The sequence below is a fragment of the Cupriavidus sp. GW821-FHT02F09 genome, from assembly GCF_059421605.1.
Genome location: NZ_JBWKVH010000002.1, coordinates 205,861 through 231,467 on the forward strand (window position 1 = coordinate 205,861; position 25,607 = coordinate 231,467).

The 25,607-nt window shown below is 67.0% G+C and carries 21 protein-coding genes; 9 read left to right on the forward strand and 12 right to left on the reverse strand.

Annotated features, from left to right (window positions below; genetic code table 11):
• The coding region (locus tag AC07XB_RS03665) for a pseudouridine synthase (RefSeq protein WP_494752785.1) at positions 1-1,468 on the forward strand (1,468 nt) is incomplete at its 5' end.
• A gap of 235 nt (positions 1,469-1,703) precedes the next feature.
• Here the strand turns inward: AC07XB_RS03665 and AC07XB_RS03670 are convergent.
• On the reverse strand, positions 1,704-2,855 hold the full coding sequence (locus tag AC07XB_RS03670; RefSeq protein ID WP_492826358.1) for a hypothetical protein: 1,152 nt from the start codon (positions 2,853-2,855) through the stop codon (positions 1,704-1,706).
• A 170-nt stretch (positions 2,856-3,025) separates the two neighbouring features.
• Here AC07XB_RS03670 and AC07XB_RS03675 point away from each other — a divergent pair, with 170 nt between their 5' ends.
• Complete coding sequence (locus AC07XB_RS03675; RefSeq protein WP_492826360.1) at positions 3,026-3,970, forward strand: LysR family transcriptional regulator; 945 nt, start codon at positions 3,026-3,028, stop codon at positions 3,968-3,970.
• Between the two features lie 28 nt (positions 3,971-3,998).
• Here AC07XB_RS03675 and def read toward each other — a convergent pair whose 3' ends face one another.
• The 4 genes from def to smc are packed head-to-tail and all read right to left on the reverse strand — an operon-like array spanning position 3,999 to position 11,608.
• Positions 3,999-4,532 carry a peptide deformylase gene (gene def / locus AC07XB_RS03680; RefSeq protein ID WP_492371695.1) on the reverse strand — a complete coding sequence of 178 codons (534 nt, stop codon included), beginning with the start codon at positions 4,530-4,532 and terminating at the stop codon, positions 3,999-4,001.
• Complete coding sequence (ligA, locus tag AC07XB_RS03685) at positions 4,529-6,655, reverse strand: NAD-dependent DNA ligase LigA (RefSeq protein ID WP_492826362.1); 2,127 nt, start codon at positions 6,653-6,655, stop codon at positions 4,529-4,531. Before ligA ends, def begins: the two co-directional genes overlap by 4 nt.
• A 52-nt stretch (positions 6,656-6,707) precedes the next feature.
• Positions 6,708-8,096, reverse strand: a complete 1,389-nt coding sequence (locus tag AC07XB_RS03690; RefSeq protein ID WP_492826364.1) for a cell division protein ZipA C-terminal FtsZ-binding domain-containing protein — start codon at positions 8,094-8,096, stop codon at positions 6,708-6,710.
• Positions 8,093-11,608, reverse strand: a complete 3,516-nt coding sequence (smc, locus tag AC07XB_RS03695) for a chromosome segregation protein SMC (protein ID WP_492808602.1) — start codon at positions 11,606-11,608, stop codon at positions 8,093-8,095. The genes AC07XB_RS03690 and smc overlap by 4 nt, the downstream gene beginning before the upstream one ends.
• Before the next feature lie 451 nt (positions 11,609-12,059).
• On the opposite strand from smc, the gene AC07XB_RS03700 reads away from it, so the two are divergent.
• The gene (locus AC07XB_RS03700; RefSeq protein ID WP_492371691.1) at positions 12,060-12,935 is read left to right on the forward strand and encodes a ferritin-like domain-containing protein; all 876 of its coding nucleotides are present in this window, start codon (positions 12,060-12,062) and stop codon (positions 12,933-12,935) included.
• 13 nt (positions 12,936-12,948) lie between these two features.
• Here the strand turns inward: AC07XB_RS03700 and AC07XB_RS03705 are convergent, their stop codons facing one another.
• On the reverse strand, positions 12,949-13,929 hold the full coding sequence (locus tag AC07XB_RS03705; protein ID WP_492808606.1) for a DMT family transporter: 981 nt from the start codon (positions 13,927-13,929) through the stop codon (positions 12,949-12,951).
• 213 nt (positions 13,930-14,142) lie between these two features.
• Here AC07XB_RS03705 and dapC point away from each other — a divergent pair, with 213 nt between their 5' ends.
• The 6 genes from dapC (at position 14,143) to prmB (ending at position 19,368) form a co-directional block, all read left to right on the forward strand.
• Complete coding sequence (gene dapC / locus AC07XB_RS03710; protein ID WP_492826509.1) at positions 14,143-15,360, forward strand: succinyldiaminopimelate transaminase; 1,218 nt, start codon at positions 14,143-14,145, stop codon at positions 15,358-15,360.
• An 83-nt stretch (positions 15,361-15,443) separates the two neighbouring features.
• Positions 15,444-16,271 carry a 2,3,4,5-tetrahydropyridine-2,6-dicarboxylate N-succinyltransferase gene (gene dapD / locus AC07XB_RS03715; RefSeq protein WP_043346976.1) on the forward strand — a complete coding sequence of 276 codons (828 nt, stop codon included), beginning with the start codon at positions 15,444-15,446 and terminating at the stop codon, positions 16,269-16,271.
• A gap of 197 nt (positions 16,272-16,468) precedes the next feature.
• The gene (locus AC07XB_RS03720; RefSeq protein ID WP_492371689.1) at positions 16,469-16,828 is read left to right on the forward strand and encodes a hypothetical protein; all 360 of its coding nucleotides are present in this window, start codon (positions 16,469-16,471) and stop codon (positions 16,826-16,828) included.
• 23 nt (positions 16,829-16,851) lie between these two features.
• Complete coding sequence (locus tag AC07XB_RS03725; RefSeq protein ID WP_150983508.1) at positions 16,852-17,199, forward strand: ArsC family reductase; 348 nt, start codon at positions 16,852-16,854, stop codon at positions 17,197-17,199.
• A gap of 98 nt (positions 17,200-17,297) precedes the next feature.
• A complete protein-coding gene (gene dapE, locus AC07XB_RS03730) occupies positions 17,298-18,449 on the forward strand; it encodes a succinyl-diaminopimelate desuccinylase (RefSeq protein WP_492371688.1) in 1,152 nt (383 codons plus the stop codon).
• Between the two features lie 25 nt (positions 18,450-18,474).
• Entirely contained in the window at positions 18,475-19,368 is an 894-nt protein-coding gene (gene prmB / locus AC07XB_RS03735; protein ID WP_492826367.1) for a 50S ribosomal protein L3 N(5)-glutamine methyltransferase, read from the forward strand.
• Between the two features lie 91 nt (positions 19,369-19,459).
• Here prmB and AC07XB_RS03740 read toward each other — a convergent pair whose 3' ends face one another.
• The 6 genes from AC07XB_RS03740 to gsiC form a co-directional block, all read right to left on the reverse strand.
• Positions 19,460-20,539, reverse strand: a complete 1,080-nt coding sequence (locus tag AC07XB_RS03740) for a M14 family metallopeptidase (protein ID WP_492808610.1) — start codon at positions 20,537-20,539, stop codon at positions 19,460-19,462.
• A gap of 95 nt (positions 20,540-20,634) precedes the next feature.
• Positions 20,635-21,498, reverse strand: a complete 864-nt coding sequence (locus AC07XB_RS03745; protein ID WP_492826369.1) for a hypothetical protein — start codon at positions 21,496-21,498, stop codon at positions 20,635-20,637.
• A gap of 207 nt (positions 21,499-21,705) precedes the next feature.
• The gene (locus tag AC07XB_RS03750) at positions 21,706-22,518 is read right to left on the reverse strand and encodes a M55 family metallopeptidase (RefSeq protein ID WP_492826371.1); all 813 of its coding nucleotides are present in this window, start codon (positions 22,516-22,518) and stop codon (positions 21,706-21,708) included.
• A gap of 13 nt (positions 22,519-22,531) precedes the next feature.
• Positions 22,532-23,599: a DmpA family aminopeptidase gene (locus tag AC07XB_RS03755; protein WP_492826373.1), complete on the reverse strand. Its 1,068-nt coding sequence runs from the start codon at positions 23,597-23,599 to the stop codon at positions 22,532-22,534.
• Positions 23,600-23,612: 13 nt separating this feature from the next.
• Positions 23,613-24,530, reverse strand: a complete 918-nt coding sequence (gsiD, locus tag AC07XB_RS03760) for a glutathione ABC transporter permease GsiD (RefSeq protein WP_183031225.1) — start codon at positions 24,528-24,530, stop codon at positions 23,613-23,615.
• Between the two features lie 11 nt (positions 24,531-24,541).
• Positions 24,542-25,462, reverse strand: coding sequence for a glutathione ABC transporter permease GsiC (gene gsiC, locus AC07XB_RS03765; RefSeq protein ID WP_416048798.1), 921 nt, complete (start codon positions 25,460-25,462; stop codon positions 24,542-24,544).
• Positions 25,463-25,607: the final 145 nt, after the last annotated feature.

Consider the following 25,607-nt stretch of genomic DNA (forward strand, 5'->3'; position numbering starts at 1 on the left):
TCCGCGCCGTTTCACCCCGGGCGAAGGCCAGGATCGGCCTCGCCGCTTTGCTGGCGAAGGCAACGACCGCCCGCGCAATTTCGGCTCCGGCGAAGGCCAGGACCGTCCGCGCCGTTTCACCCCGGGTGAAGGCCAGGATCGCCCCCGCCGCTTTGCTGGCGAAGGCAATGACCGCCCGCGCAATTTCGGCTCCGGCGAAGGCCAGGACCGTCCGCGCCGTTTCACCCCGGGCGAAGGCCAGGATCGGCCTCGCCGCTTTGCTGGCGAAGGCAACGACCGCCCGCGCAGTTTCGGCTCCGGCGAAGGCCAGGACCGTCCGCGCCGTTTCACCCCTGGCGAAGGCCAGGATCGCCCCCGCCGCTTTGCTGGCGAAGGCAATGACCGTCCGCGGCGTTTCGCCCCAGGCGAAGGCCAGGACCGTCCCCGCCGCTTTGCCGGTGAAGGCAATGATCGTCCACGCAATTTCGGCCCAGGCGAAGGCAACGATCGTCCACGCCGCTTCAGCCCCGGCGAAGGCCAGGACCGTCCGCGCCGCTTTGCGGGCCAGGGCGACGACCGCCCTCGCCGTCCCGCTCACGGTGGCGACAATGACCGTCCGCGCCGCGCCGGCGATGCCGGCCAGCGTGACTACCAGGGCGCCCGTGCGGAACGTACGGAACGTGGCGCACCCGTACAGAACGCGCCCCAGCCCAGCTCGGATGGCCTGGTACGCCTGTCCAAGCGGATGTCGGAACTCGGCCTGTGCTCGCGCCGCGAAGCCGATGAATGGATTCCGCGCGGCTGGGTACTGGTCGACGGGCAGCCCGTCACCGAACTGGGCTCGCGCATCAGCCCGGACGCCAATATCGAGATCCACCAGGCTGCACGCTCCGAGCAAGGCGAACGCGTGACCGTGCTGCTGCACAAGCCGGTCGGTTACGTGTCGGGCCAGGCCGAAGATGGCTATGAGCCCGCCGCCGTGCTGTTCGCGCCGGAAAACCAGTGGGAGCTGGACCCCACCCGCAAGCGCTTTGCCCCGTGGCAGCGCAAGAGCCTGGCACCTGCCGGCCGGCTCGACATCGACTCCACCGGCCTGCTGGTGCTGACCCAGGACGGCCGCGTTGCGCGCCACCTGATCGGCGAGGATTCGACCGTCGAGAAGGAATACCTGGTGCGGGTGAGCTGGGATTCGCCGGAAGGCCTGGTCGAGCGCGACATCTCGCACGTGTTCCCGGTGGAACTGATCGAGAAGCTGCGCCACGGCCTGTCGCTGGATGGCGAAGCGCTCAAGCCGGCCAAGGTGAGCTGGCAGAACGAGGAGCAATTGCGCTTCGTCCTGCGCGAAGGCAAGAAGCGCCAGATCCGCCGCATGTGCGAACAGGTTGGCCTGCGGGTCGTGGGACTGAAGCGCGTGCGCATGGGCCGCATCGTGCTGGGCGACCTGCCGGTGGGCCAGTGGCGCTTCCTCGGCGCCTTCGAGAAGTTCTGAGCGCCAGGCGAAAAAGCAAGCTGGCGGCCGCCATGGCCACCAGCGCGCATCTGCCGAGCCGCATACTCACCGGCTCGATCGCATGATGCCACGCGCCGTGCCATTGCCAGGCACGTGGCACTCGACACCCTAGCATCGCTTGCCCGGTCTGGCCGCCGGGACAAACCCAGCGGCCTCGCATAGCCAATGCCTCAAGCCATGCCTCAAGCGGGCGCCCTGCCCTGCGCCAATCGCTTCACAGCCGCGGCGCACGGCAAGCCGCGCCGTCCGCATTGGCCGTCTCCGCCAGCCCGAACACTGCCTTGGCGCCGCATTGCGAGCCAAGCATCCGGTGCTGGTTGTGCCCGACGCCTACCACCTCGAACGCCTGGTGGCGCACCGGCGGGCGCTGGCTGCCCATCGGCGCAGCAAGGTACTGCGCGTAGCGCAGGTAGCCGCGCGCGCGCTCCAGCCGGGTCGGGCCTTCGGCCTCGGCGCCGCAGGCCTTGTCGAGCACGCGGTGGTTGGGGTCGTTATCTTCCGAGCCCACAAGGTAGGTCACCTGGCGCTGGAGATAGCGGCGGAACAGCGCATCGCCGGTCGCACCGCGCGCATAGGGCACCATGTCGCGCATGCCGTAGCGGTATTTGTCGTAGTCCGCGCAAATGGCCGTGTCATAGGGCGCAAAGCCCTTGCCGCGTGGGCGCTCCGGCGTGAAATACAGATACGACGAAGGATTCGCCACTACGTAGCGCAGATCGATGCCGCCCGCGCGGATACGCTCGTCGACATTGTTCAGCACCGCATAGCGATGCACCAGTTGCGCGCCACCGGAGTGGCCGGCCACCGTCACGCGGGTCACCGCCGGAAAACGGGCCTTGTTGGTCACCATGCCGACGAGATCGTCCAGCACCTGCAGCGAGCTGACCGAGAACGGCGGGTTGACCGCATCCTCCCCGCTCATCCAGCCCTGCACGCTCCATATCGGCATGCCGTCGAAATGCTTGCCCTTGGCCGCATCCGGCGTGCCGGGGAAGTTCGGCGCGATGAGCAGCACCTCGTCGGGATTGCGCCCGGTTTGCTTGAGCAGCGCCGCGCCGGCCGCGAAGTAGTCGTCGCCGTTACGCTGCAGCCCGTGCTGGACGAAGATCACCTCGCGGATGCCGCGCAGGTCCGCGTCCAGCGGATGGTTGGCGTAGACCGGAAAATCGTAGGCGCCAGCGCCCGCGCCGAGCCTGACCCGCTGCCATTGGGGCGCGGCAGCTTGCGCCGCCGTGCCGGGCGCCGGCGCGGCCTGCTTCGCGCTCGCGGCACTGTCCACGCCCGGGGCGGCGCAGCCAAACTGGGCCGCCCCGGCTAGCGCAATCAGTGCAATCGATGCGCAATGCGCAAGGCGAAGTGTTTTCATGTCCTGTCTCCCGGTGCTCGATGCGGCGCGCCGCCTGGCGCGCGCCCGTGTTTTCGTTCGTAAAGCCGTGTCATCCTAGGCTCCCGCGACCTGGATGTAAAATATATGCCACAGTGGAAATACATATCGAAAAGATATGCCTTCTACAGCGCCCGGCCCGCAAAGACACCATGGAACTGAGACACCTTCGCTACTTTCTCGCGGTAGCCGAAACCGGCCACATCACGCGCGCCGCCGAGCAGCTCGGCATCCAGCAACCTCCGCTGTCGCAACAGTTGAAGGCGCTCGAGACGGAGCTAGGCGTGATCCTGTTCGAGCGCCAGCCGCGCGGTGTGGCGCTCACCGCCGCCGGGCACGCGCTGCGTACCGACGCGCTAGACATCTTCGCGCGCCTGGACCAGATGCGCCAGCGCATGCAACGCATGGCGCGCGGCGAGCAAGGCATGCTATCGGTCGGATTCACCAGCTCGGCAGCCGCGCATAAGCTGACGCCCGAGGTACTGCGCGCCTGCCGCCGCCGCTTTCCCGGCATCGCGCTCAAGCTCAGCGAGAACAACGCCGCCGAGGTCATCGAGCAACTCACCGCGGGCACGCTCGATGTCGCACTGCTGCGCGCGCCGGTGGGACGCCCCGAAGGCCTGCGTTTCGAGTTGCTGCTGGAAGAGGAAATGGTGATCGCGCTGCCGCTGGACCATCCGCTGCTGCGCAAGCGCGGCGCGCCGGCCCACGCTGCAGCCCAGGAAGCCATCTCGCTGCGCGCGCTGGCAGACGATGCGTTCATCCTGGTGCGGCGCCCGGGCGCGCCGGGCATGTATGGCGATCTGCTGAAGGTGTGCGAGCGGCTGGGCTTCACGCCGCGCGTGGGCGCTGAAGTCGAGCGCATGCTGAGCAACCTGAACCTGGTAGCCGCCGGCGCCGGCGTGACCGTGGTGCCAGCCTCGATGGCCGGGCTCAACCCGCACGGCGTGGCTTATCGCCGCATGGAAGAAGCCGACCAGCTGCGCGCGCCGCTGACGCTGGCTTACCGGGAGCGCGACGACAATCCCGCCTGCGCGGCACTGGTCGCCCTGACCCACCGCATCGCGGCACGCCATCGCCGCCAGGGCAATCGCTGATCAGTCGTCGCGGGTCAGTCGTCGCCAGTCAGTCATCGCTATTCGGAGGCAGGTCGGGGAACAGCACATCGGTAAATCCGAAGCGCGTGAAGTCCGTCACCCGCATGGGATAGAGGATGCCCTGCAGGTGGTCGCATTCATGCTGCACCACGCGCGCGTGGAAATCCTCGGCCACGCGCTCGATGCGCCCGCCCATCAAGTCAAAGCCGGTGTACTTCAGGCGCGTGAAACGCGGCACCACCCCGCGCAGCCCCGGCACCGACAGGCAGCCTTCCCAGGCTTCATCCTGCTCCTCGCCAAGCGGCGTCAGCTCGGGATTGATCAGTACGGTCTTGGGCACGGTGGGGGCGTCGGGATAGCGCGGATTGCGGTCGAAGCCGAAGATCACCACCTGCAGGTCCACGCCGATCTGCGGCGCGGCCAGGCCAGCACCATTGGCGTGATCCATGGTGTCGAACATATCGTCGATCAGGATGCGCAACTCGGGCGTGTTGAAGCGCGTGACAGGGCGCGCTACCTGCAGCAGGCGCGGGTCGCCCATCTTGAGAATGTCACGGATCATGCTTGATCTCCGGTATTAAGCTCGGCCAGCAAAGCCAGCAAGGCGGCCTCGTCCAGCACGGGCACGCCGAGCGCCTCGGCCTTTTCCAGTTTGCTGCCGGCTTCCGCGCCAGCCACCACATAGTCGGTCTTCTTCGACACCGAGCCGGCCACCTTGGCGCCGGCCGCTTCCAGCTTTTCCTTGGCGTCTTCGCGCGACAGCGTGGGCAGCGTGCCAGTCAGCACGAACGTCTTGCCGGCCAGCGGCGCGGGCGCGGCGCGCTCCGCCGGCTCGCTTTCCGGCCAGTGCACGCCGGCTGCACGCAGTTGCTCGATGACTTCCACATTGTGCGGCTCGGCCAGGAAGTTGGCGATGGACTGCGCCACCACCGGCCCCACGTCGTTGACCTCCAGCAAGGCGGCCTCGTCGGCTGCCAGCAGCCCATCGAGCTTGCCGAAATGCTTGGCCAGGTCCTTGGCCGTCGCTTCGCCCACATGGCGGATGCCAAGCGAGAAGATAAAGCGGTTGAACGTGGTCTCGCGCGACGCCTCGATGGCTGCCACCAGGTTGGTGGCCGACTTGTCGGCCATCCGGTCCAGCGCGGCCAGCTTGGCGACGCCGAGCTTGTAGAGATCGGCCGGCGTGTGCACGATAGCCATGTCGACCAGTTGCTCGACCACCTTGTCGCCCAGGCCTTCGATATCCATGGCGCGGCGCTGCGCGAAATGCAGCAGCGCCTGCTTGCGCTGAGCCGCGCAGATCAGCCCACCAGTGCAGCGCGCGATCACCTCGCCTTCCAGCTTCTCGATGTGCGATCCGCACACCGGGCATGCGGTGGGCATGACGAAGGCGCGTGCGTCGGCGGGCCGGCGCTCCGGCACCACCGCCACCACTTCGGGAATCACGTCGCCCGCGCGCCGCACAATCACGGTATCGCCGATATGCACGTCCTTGCGGCGGATTTCGTCCTCGTTGTGCAACGTGGCATTGGTCACCGTCACGCCGCCCACGAACACCGGCGCCAACCGCGCTACCGGCGTGATGGCGCCGGTGCGGCCAACCTGCACCTCGATGTCTTCAACCACCGTGGTCATTTCCTGGGCCGGGAACTTGTGCGCCAGCGCGAAGCGCGGCGCGCGCGACACGAAGCCAAGGCGCTCCTGCTCGGCCAGCGCATTGACCTTGTACACCACGCCGTCGATGTCGTAGGGCAACGCCGCGCGCCGCTCGCCCACGCCGCGATAAAAGCTCAGCAAGCCGTCCGCGCCCCGCACGACTTCGCGCTCCGTGCAGACCGGCATGCCAAACCCGGCGAACCAGTCGAGCATGGCGCTGTGCGTCTCGGGACGCGGCGCGCCTTGCAGCTCGCCCAGCCCGTAGGCAAAGAACGACAACGGACGCTTGGCGGTGATGCGTGGATCCAGCTGGCGCAGGCTGCCGGCGGCGGCATTACGCGGATTGACGAAGGTCTTTTCCCCGGCCTCGGCCTGCCGCGCATTGAGCTTGTCGAATTCGCGGCGATACATGAAGACTTCCCCGCGCACTTCCAGCACCGCCGGCAAGGCCTCAGCTTCCCCGCGCAAGCGCAGCGGAATCGCCTTGATGGTGCGCACGTTGACGGTCACGTCCTCGCCGGTTTCGCCGTCGCCGCGGGTGGCGGCCTGCACCAGCCGGCCGGCCTCGTAGCGCAAGGACATGGCCAGGCCATCGAACTTCAGCTCGCAGGCATACTCCACCGCCTCGGCGGCGCTGAACAGGTCGGCCGCGCCCTCGGCTGGGGCGGCACGCCCCAGCCCCTGCGCGCAACGACGGTCGAAGGCCAGCACATCCTCATCCTCGAAGCCGTTGTTGAGCGACAGCATCGGGATGGCGTGGCGCACCGTATCGAAGGCTGACAGCGGCTGGCCGCCCACGCGCTGCGTGGGCGACTCAGGTGTCAGCAATTCGGGATGCCTGGTCTCGATGTCCTGCAATTCGCGGAACAGCGCGTCGTACTCGGCATCGGGCACCGACGGCGCATCGAGGACGTAGTACTGGTAATTGTGGCGCTCCAGCTCGGCGCGCAGCCAGTCGGCGCGCGCGGCGGGAGAATCGCTGACAGGCGCGGGGGCTTGCGCCGCCGCACCTTCTGGTTTGGTGCTCATGCTGAAGGGCTGAATCCGTTGTCGTCGTTATCGTCGATGCCGAACTGGCGTATCAGAGACTGAACAAACGTAGCGTCACCGGCGAGCCCGCGGGCATGCCGCGGGCTTCCAGCTTGTCGTAGAGTGTTTGAAGCTGGCCGAAGATGGCGACGAAGGACGATTCGCTCAACGGCCGCATATTGTCGTCGACCAGTTGCGCGCCCATGCGCTGCGCCAGGCTGTAGCCGTACTCGCACACGGTCTTGAACGGCTTGGTCGCCTGCGCCGCGGACGGCACATCGAGCAGCAGCGTGATCTGGCGGCCGGCCTTGGCCGTGAGGTCATCGCGCAGGAAGTTGGTATCGCCGAACTGCAGCGTAAACAGCGCCCGCTGCACGCCCTCGGCGTTGGCCTGATAGCGCGTGAAGCGAGTGCCGTCCCGCGACAGGACCAGCCCGTCCTGGGTCGCCACCGTCTGCACATAAGCGGCCGACCACGGCGCGCCGTCGGAGATCACGTTGACGCCAAGCTGCACATCGCAACTGGCGGCAAACGCATCCAGCTCGCGGCCGTTGGCGACCGTCTCGGTCATGTCGGGCAGATCGGCCGAGGCGTCGAGCGCTTCTGCCAGCGCTTCCACCGCATTGACGAACTCCGAAAACTCGAGCGCATTGAGCGCGCCGCCGCGGTTGGCAAGCTGCACCGCTACCTGCAGGTCTTCGTACTGATGGCCGGCGGTGACCGGCTCCCAGGCATTGGCTTCGCTGCGTAGGCCTTCGATGTGCACCTGCTTGGTCCCCGCACGGCGCAGGCGGCCGGTGAGCGGCAGGATGCGATCGCCCGAGCTTTTGCGCTCCAGGTGCAGCGGCACGATGCAGTCGATCAGCGGATCGATGACGGCCGGTGTGGGCTGGCCATCGAGCGCAACGGCCTCCAGCTGCGCTGCCTTGGCAGGCGCGGCCTCTTGCTTGGGCTTTATCTGTTCGGTTCGTTCCGCGTGCTCCGCATGTTCTGCGTATTCTTCATGGTCTGCAACGTCATGCGATTCGGCGGGCCCGGCAGACTCTCCCGCCTCCTCGGCATGCACGGGCTTGCCGGCAGCCGCATGGGGCGCATGGACCGACGACGGCGCCGCGGCAACGGCGACTTCATCCGCCAGGGCTTCGTCGGCATCGGCTGAGCTGGCGGCCATGCCAGCCGCCACGGCGGCGGCGTCCAGCGGCGAAGCCGACAACGTGGGCTCGCGCCGCTCGACCTGATGCTCGGGCAATGGCTCGTGCAGCTTGGCGCTGACTTCCGGCTTGACCACCGGGCTTACCACCGGCTCGCGCATCGGCGGCAGGTCGTCTTCGGGCTGCAGCGCGCGCGGGCGGCGCGCCTTGCGGATCTGCCACTGGTTGTAGGCGACTACCAGCAGCAGCAGGACAATGCCTGCAACGATCAGGGCGGTCTGGAGCGTCATGCTGCCTCCGCCATCGAGAGCGCTGCGTCCATATCCACGGCGACGATACGCGATACACCTTGCTCTTGCATCGTCACGCCAATCAACTGGTGTGCCATTTCCATTGCGATTTTATTGTGGGAAATGAAGACGAACTGGGTCTTGTCCGACATGCGCGCCACCATATTGGCGTAGCGCTCCGTATTGGCATCGTCCAGCGGCGCGTCCACCTCGTCGAGCAGGCAGAACGGCGCCGGGTTGAGCTGGAACATGGCGAACACCAGCGCGATGGCCGTCAGGGCCTTCTCACCGCCCGACAGCAGGTGGATGGTCGAGTTCTTCTTGCCTGGCGGCTGCGCCATCACCTGCACGCCGGCGTCGAGGATTTCGTCGCCGGTCATGATCAGCTTGGCTTGCCCGCCACCGAAGAGCGACGGGAACAGCTCGCCGAAGTGATGGTTGACCTGGTCGAAGGTCCCTTGCAGCATCGCGCGGGTTTCCTGGTCGATCTTGTGGATCGCGTCTTCCAGCGTGGTGATGGCGTCGATCAGGTCGGCCGACTGCGCATCGAGGAAAGTCTTGCGCTCGCGCGCCGCCGCCAGTTCGTCCAGCGCGGCCATGTTCACCGGCCCGAGCGCGTTGATGGCGTTGTTCAGGCGCGTGACCTCACCCTGCAGGTAGGAGGGCTTGAGATCGGGCGTGAGCTTCTCGGCCAGCACTGCCTCGTCCACCTCGGCGGTCGTCAGTTGCTCGCTGAACTGCTCCTGGTTCAGGCGCGCGGCCTGTTCCTTCAACTGGTACTCGGTGATGCGGTCGCGCAGCGGCTGCAGGCTACGCTCGGCGGCCAGGCGCTGGTCGTCGTACTGGCGCAACTGCGCCGACAGCGCATCGAGCTCGGTGCGGGCGAGCTGGAGTTTTTCTTCCTTCTCGGCACGGCGCTCCAGCGCATCCTGCAGGCCAGTGTGGGCGGTCTGCTCATTGATGGTTTCCAGCTCGACGCGGGCATCTTCCAGCGACTGGGCAAGACGCTCCGACTGGTCGCCCGCGGTCTGGATATTGCGGCGCAGCTCGTCGATGCGGTTAGCCAGGTTGCGCTCGGCGAACAGCGCTTCCTGCGCCGCGCGCTCGAAGTCGCGCAGCTGGTGCCGCGCCGATGACAGCTTGCTGTCCAGCGCCTCGAAGGCCATCTGGTGGTCTTCGTGCGTGGACTGCATCTCCGCCAGCGCGGCGTCGTGCTGCTCGAAGCTGGCTTCGGACTCGGCGCGGATGGCGCGCTGCTCTTCGATCTGCGCGGCGATTTCGGCCAGTTCCTCACGGATCTGGCCGCTGCGCGCGGCGTAGCGCTCCATGGCCTGCGACAGCTTGAGCACATCCATCTGCAGCGCGTGCACGCGGCGTGTGGCCTGCTCGCTGCGTCCGCGGGCCTCGGTGAGCGCGGCGCTGGCCTGGGTGTAGGCAGCCTCGGCGCGAACCGCCTGGCTCTTGGCTTCGTCGGACAGCAGCAGCTGGGCGCGCGCCTGCTTCTGCAGGTTTTCGATTTCCTGCTCGCGGGCCAGCATGCCGGCCTGTTCGGAATCGGCCGCATAGAGGTGGACCGAGCTGCGGCCCACCAGATGGCCCTCGGCCACGACGAACGACGCGCCTTCGGGCAGCGTGGCACGCTGGGCCAGCGCCGACGCCATGTCGGTGGCGATGTAGATATCGGCCAGCCAGTCCTGCATCACGGCCCGGATGCCGGGCTCGGTGATCTGCACCAGCGCCATCAGCGGACGCATGCCGGCGGGGATTTCCTGCGGGCGCGCGGCCGGCGGCGGCGAGTAGAAGGCCAGCTTGGCGGGCGGCGCGTCGGACAGGAAGGACTTGATCCAGTCCAGGTTGGAGACTTCGAGCGCGCCGAGCTTTTCGCGCAGCACGGATTCCAGCGCGCTTTCCCAGCCCGGCTCGATATGGAGCTTCTTCCACAGGCGCGGCAGTTCGGCCAGGCCGTGCTTGGCCAGCCAGGGCTGCACCTTGCCTTCGGTCTGCACGTTTTCCTGCAACTGCTTTAGCGCGGCCAGGCGCGCTTCCAGCGATCCGATCGCGGCGGCCTCGCGCTGCACGCGTTCCTGCGCGCTGCGGCGCTCGCCGTCCAGGCGCGGCACGCTGTCGGCGGAGTCAGCCAGGATGGCCTGCGCCTCTTCCAGCACGGCTTCCTGTTCGGCCAGCTCGGCGCGTTGCTCTTCCAGGCGGGTTTCATCGGGGCGGTCCAGCCCCTTTTCTTCCCCGGACAAGCGCTCGCGGCGTTGCTCCAGCTGCTGCAGCATCTGGTCGGCGCTGCGCTGCTGCGCGGCCTCCAGCTTGAGCGCCTGCTCAGCCTGCATGATGCTGGCGCGCTGCTCGTTGGACAGCACCTGGGCATCGCGCCACTGGGCTTCCAGCGTGGGCAGCTCATCGGTCTTGTGCGCCACGGCCTCCTGGGCTTCGATGGTGCGGCCTTCGGCCACCGCCAGCTCTTCCTCGGCCTGCGCCAGGGCATCGGTAGCCTGCTCGGCCTTGCCTTGCCACTGCTCGCGCTGCGCCGTCAGTGCGGCGATCTGCGCCTGCACACGGTTGCGCGACTCCACCACATAGCGGATCTCGGCCTCGAGCTTGCTGACCTCGGCATTGGCCTCGTACAAGCCGCCCTGCGCGGTGTGCATATTGTCAGAGGCGGCGTAATGCGCTGCGCGCATGGTCTCGAGCTCGGCCTCGACGTGACGCAGTTGCGCGGTTTGCGCTTCCAGGTCGATCTGTGCCTGCTCGATGGCACGCGTGTGCCGCTCCTGCTCGGCCTGGGCCTCGCGCTTGCGCAGCAGCCACAGCAGGTGCTGCTTTTCCTCGCCGTCGGACTGCAAGGTCTTGAAGCGCTGGGCCACTTCGGCCTGCCCTTCGAGCTTGTCCAGGTTGGTGCCGAGCTCGCGCAGGATGTCTTCCACGCGGGTCAGGTTCTCGCGCGTGTCGGACAGGCGGTTTTCGGTTTCGCGGCGGCGTTCCTTGTACTTGGACACTCCTGCGGCTTCTTCCAGGAAGATCCGCATGTCATCGGGCTTGGCCTCGATGATGCGCGAGATCATGCCCTGCCCGATGATGGCGTAGGCGCGCGGCCCCAGGCCGGTGCCCAGGAAGATGTCCTGGATATCGCGGCGGCGCACGGCTTGGTTATTGATGTAGTAGGAGGACGTGCCGTCGCGGGTCAGCACCCGCTTGACGGCGATTTCGGCGTATTGGCTCCATTGCCCGCCGGCGCGCCCCTCAGGGTTGTCGAACACCAGTTCGACGCTGGCGCGGCCAGCCTGTTTGCGCGCGGTGGAGCCATTGAAGATCACGTCCTGCATGGACTCGCCGCGCAGCTCGGAGGCGCGCGACTCGCCCAGCACCCAGCGCACCGCATCGATGATGTTCGATTTGCCGCAGCCGTTGGGACCGACGATGCCGACCAGTTGGCCGGGCACTTGAAAATTGGTGGGATCGACGAAGGACTTGAAGCCCGCCAGCTTGATCGAGGACAGTCGCACGGTTGGTCGTGGGGTATCTAGCGTAATGCAGCGTTCAGGAGAGCCGGGCCCCAACGAGAAGCGGGGCCGACGCGTGCCGGTTGCGCCCCATGCCTTCTCTCTTGTGCCCGATAGATGGCGCTAATCATACCATCGCGCCTTCGGCGTCCGGGCGCTTTCCGGGCTAAGCGCAAGCCATTTCCCCAAGGGAGTTTGGGCCGCTTCCGATACACCCCGTGCGGTTCACGCCCCACACTTGCGGCGATGCTGCCATGCGGCTAAAGACCACCACCCTGCGCTTAACGTCGTCGCACTTCTTGGCACCGGCGGGAAACTTCCAAGGGTTAGTGCTAGTCTCTTATTGTCAGCGTGATCCTTGAGGCCCATTGCACCTGCCGCCCCGTTCCCGGCGCAATGGCTGCCTCCGGCCAACACGGAACCCGGCTTCGCGACCCTTCTGGGAGTGTCCAGCATGACCGCCTTCTTACCGGCGATATCCGACAGCAGCTTGCCCGGCCAAGATGCCGTGAATGTGCCCAAAACGCCACAATGGTCCTTGAGCGACATCGATTTCCAGGCCATCGACACCGCCCTTGTCCGGCCCGATCGGGAGTTGTTCTACCTGCTGGTGTCGGCGTCCTTTGTCGAAAGCGGCTCGGACACGTACGCCGGCAACCTAGCCAACTACTACGCCGCCAATCCCGAGGCCTCCGGCTGGCTGTCCGAACACTGGGAGGCGGAGGAGCTGCAGCACGGCCTGGCCCTGCGGCGCTACGTGGAACATGTCTGGCCCGAGTTCGACTGGGAGCGCGGCTATGCGCGGTTCTTCGACGAATACCGCCATACCTGCTCGATCGACAATTTCGAACCCACGAAAGCCCTTGAGATGGCAGCGCGCTGCGTGGTCGAGACGGGCACCGCAGCCCTCTACCGCTCTCTGGAGCAAGCCAGCGACGAGCCGGTGCTGCGCAACCTGACGCGGCGCATCGCTGACGACGAGGTGCGCCACTACAAGCACTTCTACCGCTACTTCAACACCTTCAACGGCGTGGAACGGCTCGGCCGCCTGCGCGTACTGGGCGCCTTGGTGCGCCGCTTGCTGGAAATCAAGAACGAAGACGCGGAGATCGCGCTGCGCAATGTGCTGCGCATCGAGCGCGGCACCGAGGATATCCCGCAACGGGACGTGCGCAAGCTCAACTCCCGGGTGAGCGCCGTGATCCGGCGCAACCTGCCGATCGAGATGACGGTCAAGATGCTGCTCCGCCCGCTGCACCTGCATGCCGGCGTGGAACGCGCCATCCGCAAGCCGCTGGTGGCGGTGGTGTCGCGGGCGATGCTTTATTGAGGCGCGGCGCCAGCTATTGCGGCTGTAGCGCCTGGTCCGCCGCACCGGCGGCATCGTTGCCGCGACGCGCCTTGGTGCGGTGCACCAGCCCCGACAAGGCGCCAGCCGCCACGATGCACAGGCCGCCGGCGGCCTCCTTCCAGCTCAGCGTCTCGGTCGCCAGCCACCACGACGACACCGCCGCGATCACGATCTCGAACAGCATCAGCAGCGATACCCGGTTGGCCGGCAGGCGCTGCAGTCCGTACTGGACCACCGAATTGCTCAGCACCAGCGTGGCGGCGAGGCCCAGCATCAGCGCCACGCCGCCCCAGCCGATCACCGGCGCCAGCGCCACACCGCCCGGCTCCAGCAACAGCGCGCACGGCAGGCCGACCGCGGTGCAGCCCACGTAGACCATCACGGTGCGCAGGCGCGCATCCATCTCCGGGTAAAGCTGCCCGGCCCGGCGCGACAGCACATTGTTGACGGCAAAACCCATGCCGCCGATCAGGCCGGACCATTCCGCCGCGTGCGTTGGCAGCGGCAGGCCCACTTCCGGCGTCCACAGCATCAGCCCCGCGCCAAACAGCGCCAGCACCACCAGCAGCAAGCCGGATGCCGACAGTTTCTCGCCCAGGAAGACGCGGGCAAACAAGGCCGTCCATACCGGCGTCAGGTAGAACAGCAGCAACACCCGCATCACATGGCCGTTGACGCTGCCCCATACAAAGCCGGCGTTGGTCACACCCGCCGCCAGCCCGATCGCCACGAACAGCCACGACCAGCGCAGGCCGCCCAGGTGGCGGGCGAAGGCCACCAGGGCGATCAGCGCGGCCATGGCGCTCACCAGCGCGGCTGCCGTCATGCCACCCAGCCCCCAGCCGGCGAGCAGCCGGTAGGGGAACCAGGCGATGCCCCAGACCGAGGCGCCCAGCAGGATGGACAAGGTGGATTTGAAGGCATGCGGGTCGGCCGGGGCCGAAGCGGTGGAAGTGACGGGCAGATTGCTCATGGGAAAACGGTTAAGGCTGCCACTTGGGCAGCCAGTCAGCATTCGGTATCGGAAAAGCACCGCGGCGCGACCGGGGCCGGTCGCGGACGGCCGGGGATAGGCAGGGACAAGCCGGCGCGGCGTGCCGGCAAGGCCTTGCCGGCACGCGGGAATGCGCGGCAATCCTTTATAATGACCGGCTTTGAGCTTGGCCCTACCGGCCTGAACCCGATCGTGAATCCCCGCCTCGACCTGCTCCAGCCCTATCCGTTCGAGAAACTGCGCGCGCTGCTGGCTGACGTCAAGCCAAACGGCGCGCTGCCCGCGATCAGCTTCGGCATCGGCGAACCCAAGCACCCCACGCCCGAATTCATCAAGACAGCGCTGTCAAACGCGCTGCAAGGGCTGGCGAATTATCCCACAACGGCCGGATCGGATGCACTACGACAGTGCATGGCCACGTGGATCCAGCGCCGCTACAACCTGCCGGCGGTCAATGCCGCCACCCAGGTGCTGCCGGTCACCGGCTCGCGCGAGGCCTTGTTCGCCTTCGCCCAGACCGTGGTCGACGCCAGCCAGCCCGGCGCGCTGGTGCTGTGCCCCAACCCGTTCTATCAGATCTATGAAGGCGCGGCCCTGCTGGCCGGTGCCACGCCGGTATTTGCAAACAGCGATCCGGCGCGCAACTTCGCGCCCGCTTTCGACCGCATTAGCGCCGAGACCTGGGCCAAGGTGCAGCTGGTCTTTGTGTGCTCTCCGGGCAACCCGACCGGTGCCGTGCTGTCGCTGGAAGACTGGCGCGAGCTGTTCGCGCTGTCCGACCGCTATGGCTTCGTGATCGCCTCGGACGAGTGCTACTCCGAGATCTACTTCAAGGAAGGCGAGCCGCCGCTGGGCGCGCTGGAAGCCGCGCACAAGCTGGGCCGTGCCGAAGGCGCCCATCCCTTCGAGCGCCTGGTGATGTTCTCCAGCCTGTCCAAGCGCTCCAACGTACCGGGCCTGCGCTCGGGCTTCGTGGCCGGCGATGCCGCCCTGCTGAAGAAATTCCTGCTATACCGTACCTATCACGGCGGCGCCATGAACCCGGCGGTGCAGACCGCCAGCATGGCGGCCTGGAACGACGAGGCCCATGTGCGCGACAATCGCGCCGCCTACGTACGCAAGTTTGCCGAGGTCACGCCGATGCTGGCCGAGGTGCTGGACGTGGCCTTGCCCGATGCCGGCTTCTACCTGTGGGCGGATGTCTCGCGCACCGGCCTGTCCGACACCGAGTTTGCCGCGCGGCTGCTGGCCGAGCAGAACGTTACCGTGCTGCCGGGCAGCTACCTGGCGCGCGAGGCCGACGGCATCAACCCGGGCGCCAACCGCGTGCGCATGGCGCTGGTGGCCACGCCCGAGGAGTGCCTGGAAGGCGCGCGCCGCATCGTCGCCTTCTGCAAGTCGCTGGGCTGAAACCAGCGGATGCGGGCAAAGTGCACCGCGCCGCACACACCGTATTTTGTTGTAGACAACGATCAACCACTGAAAACACGCATATGACGCAAGCACTGCAAGCCCTGATCGACCAGGCATGGGAAGACCGCGCAAGCCTCTCGCCCAAGTCCGCCCCCAACGACATCCGCGAAGCCGTGGCCAACGTGATCGGCCAGCTCGACACCGGCGCCCTGCGCGTAGCCGAGAAGCAAGGCAAGGAATGGATCGTCAACCAGTGGATCAAGAAGGCCGTGCTGCTGTCGTTCCGCCTGGAAGACAACGCGCCGATGTCCGCTGGCGGCTTCGCCCAGTTCTACGACAAGGTCCCGACCAAGTTCGCCAACTGGACCGCTGACGACTTCGCCAAGGGCGGCTTCCGCGTGGTGCCCCCGGCGGTCGCCCGCCGTGGCTCGTTCATCGCCAAGAACGCCGTGCTGATGCCTTCGTACGTCAACATCGGCGCCTACGTCGATGAAGGCACCATGGTCGACACCTGGGCCACCGTCGGCTCGTGCGCCCAGATCGGCAAGAACGTCCACCTGTCCGGCGGCGTCGGCATCGGCGGCGTGCTCGAGCCGCTGCAGGCCAACCCGGTCATCATCGAAGACAACTGCTTCATCGGCGCGCGCTCGGAAGTGGTCGAAGGCGTGATCGTGGAAGAAAACTCGGTGATCTCGATGGGCGTGTACCTCGGCCAGTCGACCAAGATCTATGACCGCGAAACCGGCGAGATCCACTACGGCCGCGTGCCGGCTGGCTCGGTGGTGGTGGCGGGCAACCTGCCCTCCAAGGATGGCAAGTACAGCCTGTACTGCGCCGTGATCGTCAAGAAGGTGGACGCGCAAACCCGCGCCAAGACCAGCCTGAACGACCTGCTGCGCGGCGACTGATCTCGCCCGCTGCATCGAGGGGAGCGCCCCTGGCCCGCAAACGTGCGCGTGCACGGCCGGCCTGAACCGGAATGCCGGATCAGAACGCTAACGCTCCCCTCACCCCTTTTTCCTTTTCCCTTTTCCCGCTCTCCAACGGTTCCCGCTCAATGGATACCGCCGCCGGCCGCCGCTGGCCCGCCCTTCGCAAGCGACTCATGGCCCTGGACCCGACCACTGTCACCACCGTTCTCTCGCTGCTGCCCACGATCCTCGAACAGGCCAACAAGACCATCGAGAAGATCAAGAAAGGCAAGCGCCGCGATGGCAGCGCCGACATGCCCGGCCAGGACGCGCGTGACCCTGCCGCGCGCATTGCGGAGCTGGAGAACGCCGCCATGCAGCAGGCCGAGGCCGTCAAGCTGCTGGCCGAGCAACACGCCATCACCATCGAGGCCCTGCGCCGCGAAGCCGCACGGCTGGACCGCCGGCTGCGCCTGATGACGGCGGTGGCCATGGCTGGTTTCGCGCTGGGCCTCGCCGGCCTGGTGGTCGCCCTCAACCTCTTGCTGCGCTAGCCCCGGCTGGCCCCGAATTCGCCATGACTGTCCTGCTCTACGGCATTCCCAACTGCGATACCGTCAAGAAAGCCCGCACCTGGCTGGAATCCAACGGTGTGGATTACACCTTCCACGACTTCAAGAAGCAAGGCGTGGACGAAGCCATGCTGCGCGGCTGGCTCGCGCATGTGCCGCTCGCCACCCTGCTCAACCGCAAAGGCACCACCTGGCGCGCGCTGTCCGACGCGGACAAGGCGCTTGCAGAACAGGAAGCCGGCGCGATTGCGCTGATGCAGCAAAGCCCGTCGCTGATCAAGCGGCCGGTGCTGGCCCACAAGGGCAGCGTCAGCGTGGGGTTTTCACCGGATAATTACGCCAGCCTTTTTTAAGCCCGATGGCAGCGCCAGGACATGCGCGCTGCCAGGACGCAAGACTCGAACCATGCACCCCGCCGGACTCCGGCGCCACGCGCCTCCTCGCTGCCACCATGAACCCCACCCTCGCCCTCACCGAAGACCTGATCCGCCGCCGCTCCGTCACGCCCGCCGATGAAGGCTGCCAGGCCGTGCTGGAAACCCGCCTGAAGGCGCTGGGCTTCGCCTGCGAAGCCATCGTCAGCGGCCCGGACGACTTCCGCGTGACCAACCTGTGGGCCGTCAAGCGCGGCACGCGCGGCCAGGACGGCAAGCTGCTGGCCTTTGCCGGCCACACCGACGTGGTGCCCACCGGCCCGCTGGAGCAATGGGGCTCCGACCCCTTCCTGCCCAGCCACCGCGACGGCAAGCTGTACGGCCGCGGCGCCGCCGACATGAAGACCTCCATCGCTGGCTTCGTGGTAGCGGTCGAAGAATTCGTGCAGGCCCACCCGGACCACGCCGGCTCCATCGCCTTGCTGATCACCAGCGACGAGGAAGGCCCCGCGCACGATGGCACCGTCAAGGTGGTCGAAGCGCTGAAGGCGCGCGGCGAGCGACTCGATTACTGCGTGATCGGCGAGCCCACCTCGGTCGACACGCTCGGCGACATGGTCAAGAACGGCCGGCGCGGCTCGCTCTCGGGCAAGCTCAGCGTCAAGGGCGTGCAAGGCCATATCGCCTACCCGCATCTGGCCAAGAACCCCATCCACCTGGCCGTGCCCGCATTGACCGACCTGGTGAACGAGCGCTGGGACGAAGGCAACGAGTACTTCCCCGCCACCAGCTGGCAGATGTCGAATATCCACGGCGGCACCGGCGCCACCAACGTGATCCCCGGCCATGTCACCGTCGATTTCAATTTCCGCTTCTCCACCGCCAGCACGCCCGACGGCCTGAAGGCGCGCGTGCATGCCATCCTGGACCGCCACCAGCTCGACTACGACCTGGACTGGACCCTGGGCGGCGAGCCCTTCCTGACCGCGCGCGGCGACCTTTCCGAAGCGCTGGCTGGCGCCATCGCGGCGGAAACGGGCATCAAGACCGAGCTGTCCACCACCGGCGGCACCTCGGATGGCCGCTTTATCGCCAAGATCTGCCCGCAGGTGATCGAGTTCGGGCCGCCCAATGCAAGCATCCACAAGATCGACGAGCACGTGGAAGTGCGATTTATCGAACCCCTCAAGAACATTTACCGTGGCGTGCTGGAACGCCTGATCGCCTGATCGCCGCGGACCAGAAAAAGACGTTATGGCAACCTCCTCCCCCCTGCTCACCGTGCGCGACCTGCTGCGCTTCGCGGTATCGCGCTTCACCCAGGCCAAGCTGTCCTTTGGCCACGGCAGCGCCAATGCCTACGACGAAGCCGCGTACCTGACGCTGCATACGCTGCACCTGCCGCTGGACACGCTCGACCCGTTCCTCGACGCGCGCCTGCTGCCCGAAGAAGTCGACGCCGTGCTGCAGGTCATCGAGCGCCGCGTGACCGAGCGCGTGCCCGCGGCCTATATCACCAACGAGGCCTTCATGCACGGCCTGCGCTTCTACGTGGACTCGCGCGTGATCGTGCCGCGCAGCTTCGTTGGCGAACTGCTGCATGAAGGACTGGAACCGTGGGTAGGCGACAGCGCCGAAATCGGCCCGGTGCTGGAGCTGTGCACCGGCTCGGGCTGCCTGCCCATCATCGCCGCGCATGTCTGGCCGAAGGCCCGCATCGATGCGGTCGACATCTCGCCGGATGCGCTGGCTGTGGCCCGCCGCAATGTGGCGGACTACAAGATGGAAGACCGCATCAGCCTGTATGAGGGCGACCTGTACGCACCGCTGCCCGCGGGCGCCAAGTACGATGTGATCCTCACCAACCCGCCCTACGTCAACGAAACCTCCATGCAAGCGCTGCCGGCCGAATACCAGGCCGAGCCGCGCATCGCACTGGCTGGCGGCGACGACGGCATGGACGTGGTACGGCGCATCATCGATGGCGCCAAAGCGCACCTGAACCCGGGCGGCGCGCTGGTGGTGGAGATCGGCAACGAGCACGCCAATGTGGAGGCCGCGTTCCCCGGACTGGAGATCGTCTGGCTGCCGGTCAGCGCTGGCGAGGAACAGGTGTTCCTGCTGACTTACGAAGCACTGCCAGGTTGAAGGCGTGCACAAGACACGGCCGCAGATTCCTGCGGCCGTCTTTCTTCGCAATGGATGCCAGCCGCGACGGCCGGATAGTTCGCTCAGTCCCTCACCATCCCGCCAGCCCCTTCACCACCGCCTCCCTGACCTGCTCCACCACGCTCGCCCGCCAGTCGTCCGCATCCCCATAAAAGGCATGCCACATCGCCTGCCGAATCAAATTCCGCTGGCCTTCATCCGCCTCCGGGTGCAGGTGCAGCCAATGATCGCCACGTAATGCCTCCAACACCTCGGTAACAGGCAAGGTGCCGAACTCCAGCGCGATGCCGCTATACGCCAGCGTCGGCAACGTCTGCGGCGCGGCCACCCAGGCCATGCCGTTGAGATTGGCCGATGCCGACGAGCCATCGTAGATCGAGGTGACATTGCTGCCCCAGATAGCGCGCACCTTGCCGATTGCCTCTTCGCGGTCCGGCCCCATGTAAATCGGCTCACCGTAGCCCCAAGGCCCCAGGCCGGTATGCAGGTCGATCCAGCGCAGGGCTTCGCGCCCGGCGCCGAAGCGCGCCAGGATGCGGCGCAGCGTGTAATTGCTCCAGGTCGCCTTGTTGCCGCCGAAGAACAGCCCTTCGGGCGCCTGATACTGGCCCGCGCTCACCGCCGCCTGGTACCAGGGCAGGCCTTTCTCGGCCACCGCCTTCATCAGCGCGGCCTGGTCGGTCTCGGAGGGCGGCCAGTGCTCGGGCAGCAGCATGGGCGCCACCTCGGCATACGGCGCGTTGTCGGGCAGCGGCTGGGTGAAATCCATGAAATTGCGGTTGAGATCAACGTTGTCTTCGTTGACCCGGCGCATATGCGAGAAGCCGTAGGGATTGACCGCATGCACCAGCAGCAGCGCCACGCCCGCGCCGGCGCACGCCTGCAGCAGATCCGCGTCGCCCAGCATGGCGACCTGCGCCCCGGAGCCGCAGAAGCCTTCCACGCCGTGCATGCCTGAAGTCACCATGAGCACGCGCCCGGCCTCGGCGCCGCCCACCCAGGCGACATCCATGGCGAGTTCCTCGTCGGCGCAGCCGCGCTTGGTGGGATGGGGAAAATCGGTCAGGGTGCCGCCGGCAGCCTGGGCCGCGTCACGGAATTTCTGCCGGGCTTCGACATAACTGCGGGAAAAGCTGGTGTGCAAGGACATGACAGCAGATTTCGCGCTTGGCGAGGAGTGGGGGTGCCGCTATTAAACGCCAACTTGGCCGGCATTGCCATCCGAAGCCGCCCGAAGCCGGGCAGCTAGCCTTTGCCGCCCTTGGCGCCCTTCTCGCCTTTGGCTCCCATATCGCCCTTGCCGCCCTTGCCGCCCTTCTCCCCCTTGGCGGCATCCGCCGGCACCGCCTCACGCAGCAACAGGGAGCGGAACGCATGCGGATGCATCTGGATGCCTGCCGCGGCGATCTGGGCGGCGGACAGCACCAGGTGGCGCGCCAGCCAGTCATGGATGCTGCGCAGGAACCGGCGCTGCTCGACGCGGTTGGACTCCTGGATCACGCGCTCCAGCTTGACGTGCGCGGTGTAGACATCGAGCAGGTTGATGGTCTTGAGCTTGGGCGGCGTGGTTGCGCTGCGCTCGATGGCGAGAATGCGCTTGACCTGGGCATCCGGCAGTTCGCCGGTTTCAAGGTAGGACTGATACACCGCTTCGAGCGCAGGAAAACGCACGGTGGGTTGCACGCGCGGCACGCCGGCCACCTTTTCCATGCGCAACACGAGGTAACGAATGGCGGCTGTACGCCGCAGCGCGGCGTCGCTGGCCTTGCCTTGGCGGCCGCCGCCCGCCGCGCCGCGGGAACGCGGAGCGGCCGGACCGGTGGCCTCGAACTCGTCGTTGTCCGGCGCGGTCGCTTCGGGCACGGGCTGGCCGGCGTCCCGCTCGGTGTAGTCTGGCACCAGGTACAACAGGTCTGGCTCAGCAAGCACGGCCCGCGCGCAGGCCTCGCCAAAGGGGTACTCGTGGCCTTGCCCGTCGCGCAGGATAAAGGCCTGGCCGTTACCGAAGCCGTGGTGCCGCCCACGGCCGACCTGCTGCCGGCAGCGCGTGCCGGGCTCGACAAAATCCTTGCGTACGGGAGTCCAGCTCCCGTCGTTGACTGCGATCATGAATCTGCTTGTACCTGCCGTGATGAGTGCTGCAAAGTGGCTTATGGCTTGCGGGGCGCCGCCGGCGGCTGCCACCCGCCATTGTCCACCATGCGGCCAGCAGCGGCACAACCGGGCACAACAGGGCACAACAGGGCACAACAGGGCACAACAGGGCACAACAGGGCACAACAGGGCACAACAGGGCACAACAGGCCAGGGCGCAGCCTACTTCAGCATGAACGACATCGCCGACAGGCAGTTCAGCATGCGCACGGCCGCCTGCACCGAGGCGGCGTCGAATACCAGCGTGACGCCGTCCACGCGCTCCAGCGTGGGCCACTGGCAGAACAGGTCGGCGAACGCCGGGCTCTGGGTCTGCAGGCGGCAACGGATCGGGCCGTCGATCTTCAGGGGGCGCCCGTCCGCATTGCGCACCGCCACTTCGGCGGCAGCAGCGATGGCCTCGCGCGAGGCGGCCAGCGACAGCGTGGTGCCGCTGCCCTGCCCGCCGGCCTCCTTGGTCTGTACGTAGCGCACCCAGGGCATCAGCGGTCGGGTCTCTTCCACGAAGATATCGTCACCGCTGGCCATCAGCACCGGCACGCCGAATTCGCCCGCCAGGGCGCCGTAGATCCCGGCCTCGCCCAGCTCCTGGCCGTTGAGCCAGATGCGGGCGAACGCGCTGCTGTTGATGGTGTGGGCGAGGATACCGCGGCTTTGCGCGCGGCCGTGGTAGCCGATCATGAAGACGCCGTCGCAGCCGTGCACCCCGGCCATCATGCCAAGGTAGCGCGGCTTGCCCAGCACCAGGCGCGCGCGCGGGTCGAGCTGATCCGGCAGCAGGTTGCGAAAGCCGCCGTGGGAGTCGTTGACCAGCACTTCGGCCGCGCCGCCCGCGAAGGCGCCCTGCACGGCGGCATTGGCTTCGGCCGTCATCCAGGCGCGGGCGCGTTCGTACTCGCCGTTGTCGGCGCGGGTCTGCTCGGGATGGAATACCCCGGCTACGCCTTCGATGTCGGTGGAAATCAGGATCTTCATGGCTTGTGGAAATTCAGTTCGTCGGTGCCGCGCGCAGCAGCCATTGTGGCAGCTCGGGCATCAGTTCGCGCAGCGCGACACGCTGGTGCCCATCACGGCCACGTACGGTTTCGGCCTGCCACAGCGCATGCAGGATGGCCTGCTCAATGCTGTCGGCGGCGGCATGGAACAGCGCATCGAGCCGGGTTTCATGCAGCATGGCCAGCGCCGGCATGGGCGCGCCGGCTTGTTGCGGCACGGTGTAGGCGGTGGAAAAAGCGAGCGCGATGTCGCCCGAGCCGTGGCCGAATACCGAGCCGGTGCGCGCCAGGCCCGCCCCCGCGCGTAGCGACAGGCGGCGCAGCTGGCGGGCGTCGAGCGGCGCGTCGGTGGCCAGGATCATGATGATCGAGCCTTTCTCCGGCCCTGACTCCGCCGGCGTTTGCGTATGCGCCTGGAGCCGTTCGGCCAGCAAGCCGCCAAGGCGTGCGCCGGCCACGGTAAAGCTGGGCAAGGTGCCGAAGTTCGCCTGCACCAGCACGCCCACATGGTATTCGCCCACCTGGCGGGAGGCGGAGCCGATGCCGCCTTTCAGTCCGAACGACGACATGCCGCGCCCTGCCCCGACCGCGCCCTGCGCGAAATCCACGCTGGCCGCGGCGCAGGCTTGCGCATAGTGCGCCTCCTGCACGGCCATCGCCTGTATGTCGTTCAGGTAGCCGTCATTGCACTCGAACACCAGCGGGTTGACCGTTGGCCAGGCACGCCCGATCTCCGGATTGGCCGCGATGGCCTGCCGGATCTGCGCCTGCGACAGCGCGCCCACGGCAAAGGTGTTACTCAGCGCGATGGGCGTCTCCAGCACGCCGAGCTCTTCCACCTGCACCAGGCCTACGCTCTTGCCGAAGCCATTGAGCACGGTCGCGGCGGCCGGCACCTTGTCGGTGAACAGGTTGCCGCCGTGCGGCAGCACCACCGTCACACCGGTCTGGCAGGCGCCGTCGGCCAGCGTGCATTGGCCAACCGCCACGCCCGGCACGTCGGTGATGCTGTTGCGCGCGCCGGCTGGCAACGCGCCGATATGCGGCATGGATCCGGACATCCGCGTGCGCTCCTTAGCGCCGGTCGATCTTCGGGTCCAGCGCGTCGCGCAGGCCGTCGCCCAGCAGGTTGAACGCCAGCACGGTCAGGAAGATGGCCAGGCTGGGGAAAATCGCCACATGCGGCGCGGTCACCATGTCGGCGCGGGCTTCGTTGAGCATCGCGCCCCACTCCGGCGTGGGCGGCTGCGCGCCCAGGCCCAGGAAAGACAGGCTGGCCGCGGTGATGATCGAGGTGCCGATACGCATCGAGAAATACACCACGATGGACGAGATGGTGCCCGGCAGGATGTGGCGCATCAGGATGGTGAAGTCGGACGCGCCGATGCTGCGCGCGGCTTCTACATACGTCAGGCGCTTGAGCATCAGCGTATTGCCGCGCACCAGGCGGGCGAACGCCGGGATGCTGAACACCGCCACCGCGAAGATCACGTTGGTCATGCCGTTGCCGAGGATGGCGACGATGCCGATCGCCAGCAGGATGCCGGGGAAGGCGAACAGCACATCGGAGATACGCATCACGATGCGGTCCCACCAGCCTTCGTAGTAGCCGGCCAGCAGGCCGAGCACGGTGCCCACGATGGCGCCGATGATCACCGAGAAGAAGCCCGCCGCCAGCGAGATGCGGGCACCGGCCAGGATGCGGCTGAAGATGTCACGCCCGAGCGAATCGACGCCAAACCAGTGCGCGGCGGAGGGGCCGGCATTGAGCGCGTCGTAGTCGAAGAAATTCTCCGGATCGTAAGGCACCAGGTGCGGGGCGAGGACCGCCACCGCCACCAGCAGCAGCACGAACACGCCCGCGCCGAGCGCCAGGTGCTGCTTGCGGAATTTGCGCCAGAACTCGGTCCAGGGCGTGCGCACGGCTTCTTGCGTGGCGGCTGCGGCCGGAACGGCGGGCTCGCCGTTGGCGGGCGTGGATAGCTGGGTCATGCCGGCCTCACTTACTTGTAACGAATGGCGGGGTTGATGACGGTGTACAGCACGTCGACCACCAGGTTGATCAGGATGAACTCGAGCGAGAACAGCAGCACCTCGGCCTGGATGACCGGGTAGTCGCGCATCTCGACCGCGTCCACCAGCAGGCGTCCGAGGCCAGGCCAGTTGAACACCTTTTCCACCACGATCGAGCCGCCCAGCAGGAAGCCGAACTGCAGGCCCATCATGGTCACCACGGGAATCATGGCGTTGCGCAGGCAGTGCTTGGCCACCACCAGGAACTCGCCCACGCCCTTGGCGCGCGCGGTCCGCACGAAATCTTCATTCAGCACCTCGACAAAGGAGGCGCGGGTAAAACGTGCCATCACGGCGGCCACCGCGGCGCCCAGCGTGATCGACGGCAGGATGTAGTGCTTCCAGGTATCGGCGCCGATCGACGGCAGCCAGCCCAGCTGCACCGAGAACACCTCCATCAGCAGCATGCCCAGCGCGAAGGCGGGAAACGAAATGCCGGACACGGCGAGCGTCATGCCGAAGCGGTCGGGCCAGCGGTTGCGCCAGACGGCCGAGCTGATCCCGATCACCATGCCGAAGATCACCGCCCAAACCATCGAGGCCAGCGTCAGGTACAGGGTCGGCATGAAGCGGTCGCCGATTTCCTCGCTGACCGGCCGCTTGGTGCGCAGCGAATTGCCAAACTCCCAGCGCACGGCGTTCGAGAAGAATTGCACGAACTGCTCGGGCAGCGGCTTGTCCAGGCCGAGATCGCGGCGCACCAGTTCCACCGTGGCCTGGTCGGCCTCGGGGCCGGCCGCGAGCCGGGCGGGATCGCCGGGCAACAGGTGGACGAACAGGAACACCAGCACTGCCACGATCAGCAATGTGGGGATCACGCCCAGGAATCGTTTGAGAAAGTAATTCAGCATGATGCACCGGATGATTAAAGACCGCGGGCCGCCCGCCCTGCCCCCGCGACTGTGGGCAGGCGGCCGTGCACGGCTTACTGCGCTGTACCGCTAAGCGATGACTGAGCACGTGGCACCGCGCTGATGGGACGCGCCACGCGTCAAG

Bases quoted from the DNA above. Each gene is read 5' to 3' on its own strand.
- AC07XB_RS03670 (WP_492826358.1), bottom strand. From the start codon at position 2,855: ATGAAAACACTTCGCCTTGCGCATTGCGCATCGATTGCACTGATTGCG.
- AC07XB_RS03675 (WP_492826360.1), top strand. From the start codon at position 3,026: ATGGAACTGAGACACCTTCGCTACTTTCTCGCGGTAGCCGAAACCGGC.
- def (WP_492371695.1), bottom strand. From the start codon at position 4,532: ATGATCCGTGACATTCTCAAGATGGGCGACCCGCGCCTGCTGCAGGTA.
- ligA (WP_492826362.1), bottom strand. From the start codon at position 6,655: ATGAGCACCAAACCAGAAGGTGCGGCGGCGCAAGCCCCCGCGCCTGTC.
- AC07XB_RS03690 (WP_492826364.1), bottom strand. From the start codon at position 8,096: ATGACGCTCCAGACCGCCCTGATCGTTGCAGGCATTGTCCTGCTGCTG.
- AC07XB_RS03700 (WP_492371691.1), top strand. From the start codon at position 12,060: ATGACCGCCTTCTTACCGGCGATATCCGACAGCAGCTTGCCCGGCCAA.
- AC07XB_RS03705 (WP_492808606.1), bottom strand. From the start codon at position 13,929: ATGAGCAATCTGCCCGTCACTTCCACCGCTTCGGCCCCGGCCGACCCG.
- dapD (WP_043346976.1), top strand. From the start codon at position 15,444: ATGACGCAAGCACTGCAAGCCCTGATCGACCAGGCATGGGAAGACCGC.
- AC07XB_RS03720 (WP_492371689.1), top strand. From the start codon at position 16,469: ATGGCCCTGGACCCGACCACTGTCACCACCGTTCTCTCGCTGCTGCCC.
- AC07XB_RS03725 (WP_150983508.1), top strand. From the start codon at position 16,852: ATGACTGTCCTGCTCTACGGCATTCCCAACTGCGATACCGTCAAGAAA.
- dapE (WP_492371688.1), top strand. From the start codon at position 17,298: ATGAACCCCACCCTCGCCCTCACCGAAGACCTGATCCGCCGCCGCTCC.
- prmB (WP_492826367.1), top strand. From the start codon at position 18,475: ATGGCAACCTCCTCCCCCCTGCTCACCGTGCGCGACCTGCTGCGCTTC.
- AC07XB_RS03740 (WP_492808610.1), bottom strand. From the start codon at position 20,539: ATGTCCTTGCACACCAGCTTTTCCCGCAGTTATGTCGAAGCCCGGCAG.
- AC07XB_RS03745 (WP_492826369.1), bottom strand. From the start codon at position 21,498: ATGATCGCAGTCAACGACGGGAGCTGGACTCCCGTACGCAAGGATTTT.
- AC07XB_RS03750 (WP_492826371.1), bottom strand. From the start codon at position 22,518: ATGAAGATCCTGATTTCCACCGACATCGAAGGCGTAGCCGGGGTATTC.
- AC07XB_RS03755 (WP_492826373.1), bottom strand. From the start codon at position 23,599: ATGTCCGGATCCATGCCGCATATCGGCGCGTTGCCAGCCGGCGCGCGC.
- gsiD (WP_183031225.1), bottom strand. From the start codon at position 24,530: ATGACCCAGCTATCCACGCCCGCCAACGGCGAGCCCGCCGTTCCGGCC.
- gsiC (WP_416048798.1), bottom strand. From the start codon at position 25,462: ATGCTGAATTACTTTCTCAAACGATTCCTGGGCGTGATCCCCACATTG.